The sequence below is a fragment of the Pseudomonas sp. SWRI50 genome (assembly GCF_014269095.1).
In the GTDB taxonomy this organism is placed as follows: domain Bacteria; phylum Pseudomonadota; class Gammaproteobacteria; order Pseudomonadales; family Pseudomonadaceae; genus Aquipseudomonas; species Aquipseudomonas kermanshahensis.
This window is the reverse complement of record NZ_JABWRW010000020.1, coordinates 46,835-59,472: the sequence shown is the minus strand read 5'-3', so window position 1 is coordinate 59,472 and position 12,638 is coordinate 46,835. Positions and strand designations below refer to the sequence as shown.

The window sequence follows — 12,638 nt, the reverse complement described above, 5'->3', positions numbered from 1 at the left end:
GGTGGCATGGGTGGGCCTGTAAACCCGATAATCGGCAGTCTTTGAAGACTGCCGAGCTGATCCCATGCCAATGATTACCCCAAAGGCCCGCCGATGAGCGCGGCCCGGAAGAACCCCGACGCTTTCGCTTTCCAGGTCATGCTTGGGTTGTGCCTGATCTGGGGCTGCCAGCAAGTGCTGATCAAGACGGCTGCCGTCGACATCGCCCCGGTCATGCAGGCCGCCTTGCGCAACTGCATCGCCGCTGTGCTGGTGGGCCTGATGATCTGCTGGCGCGGTGGTTGGGAGCAGGTGGGCAGCACTTGGCGCGCCGGGCTGTTGGCGGGTGGGTTGTTTGGTGTCGAATTCCTGTTCATCGCTGAAGGGTTGAAGCTGACGTCGGCAGCGCACATGTCGGTCTTCCTCTACACGGCACCCGTTTTCACGGCGTTGGGCCTGCACTTCATGCTGCCCAGTGAGCGGCTGCGGCTGCTGCAGTGGCTGGGGATCTTGCTGGCCTTCGGTGGGATTGCCACCGCGTTTGCCGGTGGCATGTCGTTTGAAGAGATGGACAGCCGCACGTTGCTGGGCGATGCCTTTGGCGTTGTGGCGGGGTTGGCCTGGGGTGCGACGACGGTGGTGGTGCGCTGTTCCCGGCTTTCGGAAGCACCGGCGACCTTGACCCTGTTCTATCAGTTGGCAGTGGGCTTTGCCGGGCTGCTGCTGATTGCCTTGCTCAGCGGCCAGATCGGCGCGGTGTCGCTGACGCCTTTGGCGGTGGGCAGTGTGCTGTTCCAGGGGGTCGTGGTGTCGTTTGTCAGCTACCTGACCTGGTTCTGGTTATTGCGCAAATACCTGGCGTCGAACCTCGCGGTGTTTTCGTTCATCACGCCGCTGTTCGGCGTCACGTTCGGCGTGCTGCTGCTGGATGAGCCGCTGAGCGTGAACTTTGTACTTGGCGCGGTGATGGTGTTGCTTGGCGTAGTGCTGGTGAGCGCCGAGCCTTGGGTGAAGCAGCAATTGCGCAAATGGGTGGGGTGATAGCCGCTGCCCTAGGCTTCACTGACCGTCAACCGAAACCCCTGTAGGAGCAGCCTTGCGCTGCGAAGAGGCCAGTGGCAGCAGCGAGCATCTACGTTGTTGCGACTGGCCTCTTCGCAGCGCAAGGCTGCTCCTACACGGATTGCGCGGTGGTTGAAGGGGCCGCCAGGCAGCTGGGGTTGGGATGGGCTGCAGTCAGCACCAACACCCCGGCCACTGCCAACCCGCTCGCGGCCAGCAGCAACGCCAGTTGCAGGCTCCCCGTGTAATGGTTGCTGACTGCCGCCAACAACGGCCCGCTGAGTTGGCCGAGCGCAAAGCACGCAGTGAGCAGCCCGGCATTACGCTGCGTCGCGTGTGGCGCCAGCTCCCGCGAGCGCTGCATCACCAGCTGCATGCAGGCCAAGAACGGCGCGCCGCACAGCACCACACCCAACCCCAAGCCAAGGCCACCGCCCATCAGGCATGCCAGCACGCCGAGCCCTTGCAGCCACAGGGTGGCGGTCAGCCAGGCAGAGGTCCGGCCGGCCCGGCGCACGCTCACCAGCAGCACGCCCAGCGCGGCTGCCAGGCCAAAGGCCGGCCAGAACAGGTCGGCCATCCACTGGCCGTGAAACTGCTGGTTGGCCATCTGTGACAAGAAGGTGGCCGGCAGGATGTAACCGACGCCGTACAAGGCATAGACCAGCCCAAGGCGCGCAATCCCGGCATTGCCTACCCTACCGGGCTGCGCAGTGGCCGGGTGCACGGTTTGCGCTTGCGCCTGGGGCAACCAGGGCCGTACGGCCAACAGCATCATCAGCGCCGCCACCGCGTAGATCAGCCACAGCGCTGCCGAACCCAGCCCCAGCCCATGCGCCACCAGTGCCAGCAGCCCGGTAACGGCGATCCCCAGGCCCGGCCCGGCAAACACCAAGGCGCCCAAGCGTGGTTGATGGTGTGCATTGGCAACCTGCTGGCTGAGGCTGGTGATCATCACCAATACCCAGGCGCTGGCCACGCCGGTGCCGAAGCGCAACAGCAGGTGGCTCCAGAAGCCATCGGCGGCCCACGAGGCCAAGGTCAACAGCACGCACAGCCACAGGCCACCCTGCAGGCGCAGGCGTACCTGGGCAGGCTTGCGGGCGAACATGCCATCCACCGCACCGATGAAGTAACCCAGGTAATTGGCCGCCGCGACCAGCCCGGCGGCCGTGAGGTCGAACTGGCCTTCGGCGATCAGTTGCGGCAGTTGTGGGGTCAGGGCGAAGCGGCCGATGCCCATGGCCATCATCAGGGCCACGGCGCTGGCCAGCAGTTGTATACGGGGCGACATGGAAGGGCTCCTGCACGTTGGTAAGCGATGGATGGCAGGTTAGGCCGGTTTCATTTTCATTAAAATTGAATAATGATGATGAAGTTGTTCTGTTTTGGAGAAAGGTATGGAGTTCAGCCAACTGCGCATCTTCCAGGCGGTGGCCGAGGAAGGTTCGGTCACACGCGCCGCCGAGCGCCTGCATCGGGTGCCGTCGAACTTGTCGACGCGCCTGCGCCAGCTCGAAGAGCAATTGGGTGTGGAGCTGTTTCTGCGCGAGCGCCAGCGCCTGCAATTGTCGCCCGCGGGCAAGGTGCTGCTGGACTACGCTAATCGCTTGTCGGCGCTACGTGACGAGGCGATGGCGGCCGTGCAAGGTGGCCAGCCGGCTGGGGAGTTTGTGCTGGGCACCATGTACAGCACCGCAGCCACCCACCTGCCAGCGTTGCTGGCGCATTATCACCAGGCGTACCCGGCGGTGAACCTGCAGGTGCGTGCAGCGCCCAGCGGTGAGCTGTTCGAGGGCTTGCTCAGCCATGGCCTGGACGCGGCCTTGGTAGATGGCCCGCCAAGCCTGGCCGGGCTGGACGGTGTGCCGCTGTGCGACGAACAGCTGGTGCTGATCACCAGCCCTGAACACCCGCCCGTGCACACGGCAAAAGACGTGGCAGGCAAAGCGGTGTTCACCTTCCGCCAGGGCTGTTCATACCGGATGCGCCTTGAGGCCTGGTACGCCCACGCCCATACGCCGATGGGCCGGGTGATGGAGATCGAGTCGTACCAGAGCATGCTGGCCTGTGTGATTGCCGGCGCAGGTGTGGCCATGATGGCGCAATCCATGCTCGACAGCCTGCCTGGGCGCGACCGGGTGCGGGTCCACCGGCTGCAGGCACCCTTCGATCAGGCGGTCACGTGGTTGATGTGGCGCCAGGGCATGCGCGGGGCAAATTTGCAGGCCTGGATCGATCTGCAACAAAGCGAAACGATTAACCAATCGTCGGAATGCGCCGTTCAGGCTTGATCCGCGTCAAAATGGCCCTTATCTCTAAGACCAGATGCATGCGCAATACAGGACATCGGGCTATGATCTGTATGAAACATCACTGGATTGATTGACCGTGAGGCTGACCCGTCAAGGGGGCACTATGAAGAAACCACTGTTCAACTGGCTCCACGACTTGGCTGTCGCACTGGGGTTGATTCCACCCCCCCTGCAGCCGGTGCCGATCCCGACTGATGAAGAGCAGCGCAAGCGCCAACCGCGCCGTCGCTGAAATGACAAAGGCCGCCGCATCATTGCTGATGCTGCGGCTTTTTTGTTGCGGTTAATCGTCTGTATGGCCTAGTGCGTATCAGGCCAGCTTGACTGCTGCCATCGATTTACGCGACATCAGGCTGACTGCGACAAAGCTCACCAGGCCAACTGCCAGGCTGTAGTAGATCGGCGTGTTGGCTTCCAGCCCATCCTTGAACATGAACAGCAGCGCAGTAGCGAAGCCCAGCGACATGCTGGCGATGGCGCCTGCGGTGGTTGCGCGTTTCCAGAAGATCGCACCAATCAGCGGGATCAGCATGCCGCCGACCAGCAGGTTGTAGGCCAGGGTCAGGGCGTTGATTACATCGTTCACCACCAAGGCGATACCCAGTACCACCAGGCCGGTCAGCAGGGTGAACAGGCGGCTGATGGCCAGGCTCGACTGCTTGCCGCCGCGCAGTTTGGGCAGCAGGTCTTCAGTCAGGGTGGTGGACGCGGCCAGCAGGCCAGCGCTGGCGGTCGACATCATGGCCGCCAGGGCCGCCGCCATCAGCAGGCCACGAATGCCATCGGGCAGGGTGCTCTTGATCATCTCCGCAAAGGCATTGTTTGGGTTGGCCAGGTCGGGCATCAGTACGTGCGCGGCCATGCCGATCAGGGCGCAGGCCAGGCCGTACACCACGCAGTAGACGCCTGCGGTGGTACCGGCACGTTGGCAGACCTTCTCGTCACGGGCAGTGAATACGCGCTGCCAGATGTCTTGGCCGATGAGGATGCCGAAGAAGTAGATCAGGAAGTAGGTGATGATGGTGTCCCAACCGATGGTGGTCAGCTGGAAGCTGGCCGCAGGCAGTTTGGCCACCAAGGTGTCCCAGCCACCGGCCTTGTACAGGCATACCGGCAACAGGATGAACATCAGGCCGACGGTCTTGATGACGAACTGGACGATGTCGGTCAGGGTCAGCGACCACATGCCACCGATGGTCGAGTACAGCACCACCACGCCACCGCCGAGCATCAGCGACATCCAGAACGGCAGCTCGAGCAGCACTTGCAGCACGGTCGCCATGGCCAGGGTCGAGGTCACGCCGATCATCAGCGCGTACGCCAGCATGATCGCCGCACTGGCCTGGCGTGCCATCGGGTTGTAGCGCCGCTCCAGAACCTGGGTCACGGTGTAGATGCGCAGGCGCAGCAGCGGTTTGGCGAGGAACAGGTTGAGGGCGATGATGCCCAGGCCCAGGGCTGCGCACAGCCAGAAGCCAGAAATGCCGTGGACATAGCCCAGGCGTACAGTGCCGACGGTGGAGGCGCCGCCGAGTACGGTAGTGGTCATGGTGCCCATGTACAGGGTCGGGCCGAGGTTGCGTCCGGCCACCAGGTAGTCTTCCTGGGTTTTTGCCCGACGCATGCCATACCAGCCAAGCCCGAGCATGCCGGCGGTATAGATCATTACAACGATGATGTCCAAGGCCATTGGGGGTCTCCCGATTATCTTTATTATGGCGAGATCGACCGCACGGGCTTAGTGCCACCCGGCGGTCTAGTCTTGTGTTGGCGGGCCTCAGTGGCCCTCCCTCATGGCTCCTGCCGGGGTATTGCAGTCAAGCGGTGCCGTGGTATCGCCAGGATCAGCGACGCACGACGCCCGGCAGCACGCAGAGCATCTCGAACAGCAGGTTGGCGCCGAGCAGCGAGGTGTTGCCGGTGGTGTCGTAAGGCGGGGAGACTTCGACGAGGTCACAGCCGATCAGGTCCAGGCCGTGGCAGCCGCGAATGATCTCCATCGCTTGGATCGTGGTCAAGCCTCCAATTTCAGGCGTGCCGGTGCCAGGGGCCCAAGCGGGGTCGATACCGTCGATGTCGAACGACAGGTAAACCGGGCCGCCGCCGACTTTTTCACGGACTTCGGCCATCAGCGGTTCCAGCGATTTGTGCCAGCATTCCTCGGCCTGCACCACGCGGAAGCCCTGGCGACGGCTCCAGTTGAAGTCGTCGGCGGTGTAGCCCTGGGCGCGCAGGCCGATCTGCACCACGCGGTCACAGTCGAGCAGGCCCTCTTCCACGGCGCGGCGGAAGGTAGTGCCGTGGGCGATCTTCTCGCCGAACATGTGGTCGTTGACGTCGGCGTGGGCATCGATGTGCACCAGGCCGATCTTGCCGTGCTTTTTATGCAGGGCGCGCAGGATCGGCAGGGTGATGGTGTGGTCGCCGCCCAGGGTCATCGGGATAACGTTGTGCTCGACGATTTCGTCGTAGGCTTCTTCGATGATGCGCACGGCGTCGAGCAGGTTGAAGGTGTTGATGGCCACGTCACCGATGTCGGCCACCGACAGCGAGTCGAATGGCGCAGCCCCGGTGGCCATGTTGTACGGGCGGATCATCACCGACTCGGCGCGGATCTGACGCGGGCCGAAGCGGGTGCCGGAGCGCAGCGAAGTGCCGATGTCCAGGGGCACGCCGATGAATGCGGCATCCAGGCCGGCGGCGCTTTGCAGGTGGGGGAGACGGAGCATGGTGGCGATGCCGCCGAAACGCGGCATTTCGTTGCCGCCCAGTGGTTGGTGGAGAGTCTTGTCCACGGTGGGCCTCATCAGTCGGTCGATTGTTGTGTTTGTTCGAACCTGTGCCGCGGCGCGCCTGTGTAGTCTGGTTGTGCCGGCGGGCAGGACATTTCGGCCGAGTTTGCGCAAGGTAGTGCGTAGGAAGAATCGCTACCGGCAAATACTTACTTCAGGAATTTCTGAACTAATGCCCGCGCAACCGGTTAGACTTCACGCATTTACTGTTGCGGAACCGTTGCACCATGACCTCGACCCTGCCCGATCTGAAACTCCTGCGCATCTTCGTCAGCGTGGTGCGTCACCAGGGCTTCGCCAACGCCCAGCGTGATTTGAACCTGTCGACGTCAGCCATCAGCACGTACATGAGCCAGCTGGAGGGCGGGTTGGGGATTGTGCTGTGTCACCGTGGTCGCGGCGGTTTCAGCCTCACCAGCAAGGGCGAGCTGTTCCATCAGGAAAGCCTGCGCTTGCTGGCCGAGCTGGATGGCTTTGAGCAATATGCCGCGGCCCTCAAGGGTGAATTGCGCGGCACGCTCAACCTGGGCGTGATCGACTCCACCGTGGGTGACCGCGCGCTGCCTCTGGCCGAAGCCATCGGCGCCTACAGCCAGGAGCACCCGGCGGTGCACTTGCACCTGTCGGTGTCCAGCCCGTACGAACTGCAATTGGGTGTACAGGACAACCGCCTCGACCTGGCCATCGGGGCGTTTTCTTCGCGCATGAGCGGCCTGGTTTACCAGCCGCTGTACCGTGAGCAGCACTGGCTGTACTGCAGCAGCCGCCATCCGTTGTTCAACGAGCGGCGCATCCCTGAGCAGGTGGTGACCCAGCAGCGCATGGTCGGGCGCGGCTACTGGAGCCAGGCAGAGCTGGCCCGGCATGGCTTCAAGCACAGTGCGGCGACGGTGGAAAGCATGGAGGCGCAGCTGATCCTGATTCTCTCCGGTGCCTACATTGGCTACCTGCCAGAGCATTACGCCCAGGCTTGGGTGGAGAAGGGCGATCTACGGGTGTTGTCGCCGTCTACCTTCGGCTATCAGGCACCCTTTTCGTTGATCATTCGTCGTGGCCGCAGCCGCGAGCCGTTGATTCAGACGTTCCGTGACCTGCTTAAAAGCCAGCTCAACGTGGGCTGATACACAGCCTGTTCATGCATTCCGTCGGGACGGGCTCAATTCCTACAGAACTTGACCGCTAACCTGATAGCGCTCTGCTAAACATCAACTTGCGCTGATGATTCCTCCCTATTTCATCCTGCAAGGATCGCCCAAGATGCGCATGAATTTGCCCGTCACTGAGCACGAAAGAACCTTCTCCAGCGATCAACGCCTGATCTCCACGACGGACCTCAACAGCCGCATCACCTACTGCAATGACGCCTTCGTGGCGATCAGCGGTTTTACCTACGACGAACTGGTCGGCCAGACCCACAACCTGGTGCGTCACCCCGACATGCCCCCGGCGGTGTTCGGGCACATGTGGGACACCATCAAGCAAGGCAAACCCTGGATGGGCGTGGTCAAGAACCGCGCCAAAAACGGTGATTACTATTGGGTCAGCGCTTACGTCACCCCGGTGTATGAGCAGGGCAGGGTCAGTGGCTATGAGTCGGTGCGTTCAGTGCCGACGCGTGAGCAGATTCGCCGTGCCGAAGCGCTTTACGCGCGCTTGCGTGCCGGCCGTTCGCCGGTGTCGTGGGCGGCGCGGCTAGGGCATGAATTGGGGCACGGCTGGCCACTGATCAGCGCGGGCCTGCTGTCGGCGGCAAGCTACCTGTGGCTGCCGCCCTACGCGGCGCTGGGGGTGCTGATGGCCAGCCTGTTGCTGGCCTGGTACCTGATCGAGCATCACCACAGCCAGGCCATTCGGCGCACCCTTGGCGAGCACCCGAAAGCCTTCACCAGCCCGTTGGTGGCGTTGACCTACAGCGACAACCTGGGCCTGCAAGGCCAATTGGACATGGCCATCATCAGCGAAGAGGCCCGCTTGCAAACCGCCTTGACCCGCCTGGTGGACGCCGGCGTCGGGGTGAAGTCGCGGGCGGCGCAGTCGGCCGACCTGTCCGACGCCCAGGCCCAGATGCTTGACCGCCAGCGTAACGAAACCGACCAGTCCGCCACGGCCATCGCGCAGATGGCGGCGACTATCCAGGAGGTCACCCACAACGTGCAAAGCACCGCCCATGCGGCAGGCGATGCCGACCAGTTGGCGCAGCAAGGCAGTGAGTTGGCCCAGCAGAGTCTCAAGGCCATGGGCAGCATGAGCGATGCGGTCAACGACATCGGCCAGGCGGTCAACGCGTTGGCCGAGCAGACCCAGTCGATCGGTAGCGTGGTTGATACAATCACCTCGATTGCCGAGCAAACCAACCTGCTGGCGCTCAATGCCGCCATCGAGGCAGCCCGCGCCGGGGAGCAGGGGCGCGGCTTTGCCGTGGTGGCCGATGAGGTCCGCTCTTTGGCCCAGCGCACCCGTGCCTCGACCGAGGAGATCCACCAGATCATCGCCTCGTTACGGGCAGGGGCAGAGCGGGCGGTGAGCACGGCCAACCGCGGTGAGCAGATTTCGCGCGACAGCGTACACAGTGTCGAAGCGGTGCAAGCGGCGTTGACCGGTATCGCCCAGGCGGTCAGCCGGATTACCGGCATGAGCCAGCAGATGGCGACGGCCTCTGAGCAGCAAAGCCATGTTGCCGAGGATATCAACCAGCAGATTGTGAGGATTGCACAGCTGTGTGATCAGAGCGCCGGGCAGGCCAGGCAAGGGGCGGAAATTAGCCAGGACCTGGAGCGTATGGCGGAGTATCTGCATAGCTTGGCGGAGCGTTTCAACCGCTGACATTCAGCATATCCCACAAGGAAGTGGGGCTTTTCTGCAGGGCTATGGCACACTGCGCCCGGTAAGGAGAAGCCGATGCCCAGACCCCGCTGCGAGCGCTGCCAGCGCCCGCTCGACCACTGCCTTTGCCCACTGATACCCTCGCTCGACAGCCGCACCCGCGTGGTTCTGCTGCAGCACCCCAGTGAAAGCTCGCACGCCCTGAATACCGCCCGCCTGGCCGCCCTTGGCCTGGTCAATGCCCAATTGCGCGTTGGCGAGGTGTTCGACGACCTCGTTGAATTGCTGCAGACGCCAGGCTACCGGCCGGCGCTGCTGTTCCCGGGTGAGCATGCCCAGGTGCTGACGGCTTATGGTGAGGTGGATGACAGGCCCTTGCTGTTGATCGTGCCCGACGGTACCTGGCGCAAGGCACGCAAGCTGCTGTACCTGAATCCGTTGCTGGAGGCCCTGCCGCGTGTGACGCTGGGGGCGGTCGCGCCTTCGCGCTACCGGTTGCGCAAGGCGCCGGAGCCGGGGGCATTGTCGACCCTTGAGGCGGTGGTGGAGGCGCTGAACGTGCTGGAGCAACCTGTCAGCTTCGATGCATTGCTCAAACCGTTCGAAGCCCTGATCGAGGGGCAGATCAAAGCCATGGGCGCCGAGACGTTCCAGCGCAATCACGGCACCCCATAAACGTGTAGGAGCAGCGCAAGGCTGCTCCTACACGTAAGGCGTATCAGCCAACAGTCAGGTTGCCCCGACTGTTGATCAACGCATCTCAGGCAGCTGTGCGTCGGTCTTCACCTCATTGCTGGCGATGGCTTCTGGCGGCAGCGAAATACGCTGCTTGCTCAACAGCTCACCCATTGTTGCCAACACGCGGTACATCGAGAATTCCTCGGTGTAACGTACTTCGGTGTAACGACGGTCGGCGTTGTACAGCTCGTTCTCACTGTCGAGCACGTCGAGCAGGGTGCGTTGGCCAAGGCCGAACTGATCCTGGTAAGCCGCGCGCACGCGCTTGGTGGTTTCGGCGTATTCACGCGCAGTCGGGGTCTGCTTGCGTGCGTTGTTCATGGCGTTCCAGGCCAGGCTCAGGTTCTCGGTCAGTTCGCGCAGCGCGTTGTTGCGGATGTCCAGGGCCTGGTTGATCTTGTGGGCATCGGACTGCAGGCGTGCCTTGTCGCTGCCGCCGCGGAACACGTTGTAGTTCAGCTCGACACCGGCCTGCCAATCGTTGTTGCTGTGGCCCTTCTCACCGCCAAGGTTGTTGTTGGCACCCGTGGCCAGCACAGCGTCCAGGCGTGGGTAGAAGGTCGACTTGGCCACTTCGTACTGCCGCTCGGCCGCATTGACGTCGGCCTGGGCGGACTTGATGTAAGGGTTGTTCTGGCGCATGGCTTCCCGAGCATCGTCGAGGGTGCCAGGAATTTCAACCTTGATCGATTGCGGCCCTTCCAGTTCATCGGGGTGTTTGCCGATGACGCTGAAGAAGTTGGCCTCGGCATCGGCCAGGTCGACTTCGGCGGTGTCCAGGTTGTTTTCCGCCAAGGCACGGCGGGCGCGGGACTGATCGAGGTCGGCGGTGCTGCCGACACCGCGCTCAGTGCGCAGGCCGATCTGGTCGTTCACCCGCAGGTGGGCTTGCAGGTTGTTCTTGGCCAGCGTCACCAGCTCACGGCGCTTGAGCACTTCGAGGTAAACCTCCACTGCGCGCAGGGCAACATCCTGGGCGACCGCCTGGGTGTAGTAGGCGCGGGAGGTGGCGACCGCTTCGGTGCGGCCTACTTCGTTCGAGGTGTTGAAGCCATCGAACAGCATCTGCCGCAGGCGCAGCTCAGACTGGGTGTAGCTGAGGGTGGCCTTGTCATGGTTGCGCGTACCGTCTGGGTTGGTGCCGCGGGTATTGAGGTTGTCCGAACGCTGGCGGCCATAGCCTGCGACCAGGTCAACGGAAGGGTAGTAGCCGCCACGCGCGAATTTCACGTCTTCATCGGCAGACAGCTTGCTGTTGCGGTTGGAGCTGATCTGCGGATGGTAGTCCACGGCGCTCTGAACAGCCTCGGTAATCGACATCGCCTGTACGTTGGCACACGCCATTGCCAACAGTAATGCACTGGTGATGGGGGTCAAAACGCGCATGGGTACCTCTCCCTGATCCTAAAATAAGTCCTGCTGGTCGCCAAAAAAATGACGATATAGTTATCATGCAAATCGTTTCAGGTTTTTAACAACAGAGCTAAGAACATTCAATCAAAGTGATAAGAAGATTTTCTCATAACAGATATTGATATTTGACTTATCAGGTCTAAGAGGGCGTGGGCGACGCTGAAGGGCCACCGAAATCAAAGCGGCTGAAAGTCTCGTTATACAAGGTTTACAGCGAGTTCCAGAACTTTTGTAGCTAAAAAAAAGGTTGGATAGGCGAAATAGATATTTGGCGACAAAAAAATGACGATCGAGGATTTAAGCCCGCTATGTGTTCACCAAGAGGGTGCTATTACTGGCGCACGCAGCATTGATCACTGCTTGCGCAGGGTCTTTTGCTTGAGGATATAGAGACTGACCAGCACCGCGCTGGTGAGCATGAACGCTCTAGCCCAGAACAGCGGTACCAAGTAGCACGACAGGCCAATGCTGGCCCACATCAGGCCGATGGCGTAAACCTTGCCTTTTAGTGGTATGCCTTCGCCACTGAGGTAATCACGGATCCACGGCCCGAGCTTCGGGTGATGGACCAGCCAGTAGTGAAAGCGGGGCGAGCTGCGCGCGAAACACGCCGCCGCCAATAGCAGAAAAGGGGTGGTGGGCAACACCGGCAGGAATATCCCCAGCACCCCCAGCGCAACGCTGAGCCAGCCGACGGCCAGCAGCAGGTAGCGCACAGTCGACTCAGTGGTGGCGAGGCTTGAGCAGCGCCGGCTTCTCGTCAGGGGCGTGCAGCAGCAGGAACAGCGCGCTGAGTGCTTCCGGGATCTGCACGATCATGTCGTCCTGCAGGTTGGCATTGCTGGCGATGTCGGCGAACTCTGGTTGCTCGTCGAACAGGCCCGAACCGACCATGATCGGCAGCAGCATCTCGCTGACTTCTTCTTCAGCGTTCTCGAACCAGGCCTCTTCACGCAGGAACACGCCCTCCATGAAGCCGATGCACCAGCCGCGCAGGTCGGAATCGTCCGGCTCGTCGGTCAGGTCCAGGTCGCACGGCAGGTCGAATTCTTCGTCGCTGGCCAGTTGACGCGCGATGTGCGCCTTCAGTGCCACCAGGGTCGCTTCGATCTCGGTGCGCTGGGCCTCGCTGGCGTAGTGGGGTTCTTCGGCGAACAGGGCGTCGATCCACTCGCGCTCCGGTACGTCCTCGGCATTGATCGACAGGGCCGTGAGGTAGCCGTGAGCGGCGACGTAGTCCAGCGCTTCTTCGTGCAGCTCGTCGGCGTCGAGGAAGGCTTGCAGGCGGGTGAGTTGCTCGGCGAAGGACATTACAGGGCTACCTTGGGGAATAAACGATACCGAATTCTAGCACCTTGCAGCGTTGGCGGGGCAAAGGGAACGTCTGTCACAGCGGCACCCTGCGTGGGTTAGCACTGGGGTATAATCCGCGATTTTTCATCCAGGGGCGGTCTTTGTCGGCCGTCTGGTAAAAACCGCTTACGCATTCGGCGTGTGCGGGGCGGGTTTTTCGTCC

The 12,638-nt window shown here is 62.2% G+C and carries 12 protein-coding genes; 6 read left to right on the top strand and 6 right to left on the bottom strand.

The window, feature by feature from the left end; genetic code table 11:
- Positions 1-93: 93 nt before the first annotated feature.
- Positions 94-1,020 carry a DMT family transporter gene (locus HU750_RS19860; RefSeq protein WP_027593131.1) on the top strand — a complete coding sequence of 309 codons (927 nt, stop codon included), beginning with the start codon at positions 94-96 and terminating at the stop codon, positions 1,018-1,020.
- Positions 1,021-1,153: 133 nt separating this feature from the next.
- Here the strand turns inward: HU750_RS19860 and HU750_RS19855 are convergent, their stop codons facing one another.
- Positions 1,154-2,335 (bottom strand): YbfB/YjiJ family MFS transporter, encoded by a 1,182-nt coding sequence (locus HU750_RS19855; RefSeq protein WP_186681924.1) that lies wholly within the window; start codon positions 2,333-2,335, stop codon positions 1,154-1,156.
- A gap of 106 nt (positions 2,336-2,441) precedes the next feature.
- Between HU750_RS19855 and ptrR the strand changes: the two genes are divergently transcribed.
- On the top strand, positions 2,442-3,335 hold the full coding sequence (gene ptrR, locus HU750_RS19850; protein WP_186681922.1) for a putrescine utilization regulator PtrR: 894 nt from the start codon (positions 2,442-2,444) through the stop codon (positions 3,333-3,335).
- Between the two features lie 124 nt (positions 3,336-3,459).
- Positions 3,460-3,588, top strand: a complete 129-nt coding sequence (locus HU750_RS27340; RefSeq protein WP_256214945.1) for a PA1414 family protein — start codon at positions 3,460-3,462, stop codon at positions 3,586-3,588.
- 78 nt (positions 3,589-3,666) lie between these two features.
- Here HU750_RS27340 and HU750_RS19845 read toward each other — a convergent pair whose 3' ends face one another.
- Both HU750_RS19845 and speB read right to left on the bottom strand, forming a co-directional pair.
- A complete protein-coding gene (locus HU750_RS19845) occupies positions 3,667-5,046 on the bottom strand; it encodes a sodium:solute symporter family protein (RefSeq protein ID WP_186681920.1) in 1,380 nt (459 codons plus the stop codon).
- A 154-nt stretch (positions 5,047-5,200) separates the two neighbouring features.
- Positions 5,201-6,151: an agmatinase gene (gene speB / locus HU750_RS19840; protein ID WP_027593127.1), complete on the bottom strand. Its 951-nt coding sequence runs from the start codon at positions 6,149-6,151 to the stop codon at positions 5,201-5,203.
- Positions 6,152-6,375: 224 nt separating this feature from the next.
- Between speB and HU750_RS19835 the strand changes: the two genes are divergently transcribed.
- The 3 genes from HU750_RS19835 to HU750_RS19825 all read left to right on the top strand — a co-directional run bounded on the left by HU750_RS19835 (position 6,376) and on the right by HU750_RS19825 (position 9,646).
- Positions 6,376-7,269 (top strand): LysR family transcriptional regulator, encoded by an 894-nt coding sequence (locus HU750_RS19835; protein ID WP_027593126.1) that lies wholly within the window; start codon positions 6,376-6,378, stop codon positions 7,267-7,269.
- Positions 7,270-7,405: 136 nt separating this feature from the next.
- Entirely contained in the window at positions 7,406-8,971 is a 1,566-nt protein-coding gene (locus HU750_RS19830; protein WP_186681918.1) for a methyl-accepting chemotaxis protein, read from the top strand.
- 75 nt (positions 8,972-9,046) lie between these two features.
- A complete protein-coding gene (locus HU750_RS19825; protein WP_186681916.1) occupies positions 9,047-9,646 on the top strand; it encodes a tRNA-uridine aminocarboxypropyltransferase in 600 nt (199 codons plus the stop codon).
- 75 nt (positions 9,647-9,721) lie between these two features.
- On the opposite strand, the gene HU750_RS19820 is transcribed toward HU750_RS19825, so the two are convergent.
- From HU750_RS19820 to HU750_RS19810, 3 genes are all read right to left on the bottom strand, one after another.
- Positions 9,722-11,095, bottom strand: coding sequence for a TolC family outer membrane protein (locus tag HU750_RS19820; RefSeq protein ID WP_099454995.1), 1,374 nt, complete (start codon positions 11,093-11,095; stop codon positions 9,722-9,724).
- 380 nt (positions 11,096-11,475) lie between these two features.
- Positions 11,476-11,838, bottom strand: coding sequence for a YbaN family protein (locus tag HU750_RS19815; RefSeq protein WP_027593122.1), 363 nt, complete (start codon positions 11,836-11,838; stop codon positions 11,476-11,478).
- Between the two features lie 7 nt (positions 11,839-11,845).
- Entirely contained in the window at positions 11,846-12,433 is a 588-nt protein-coding gene (locus tag HU750_RS19810; RefSeq protein WP_010955200.1) for a YecA/YgfB family protein, read from the bottom strand.
- Between the last annotated feature and the right edge of the window lie 205 nt (positions 12,434-12,638).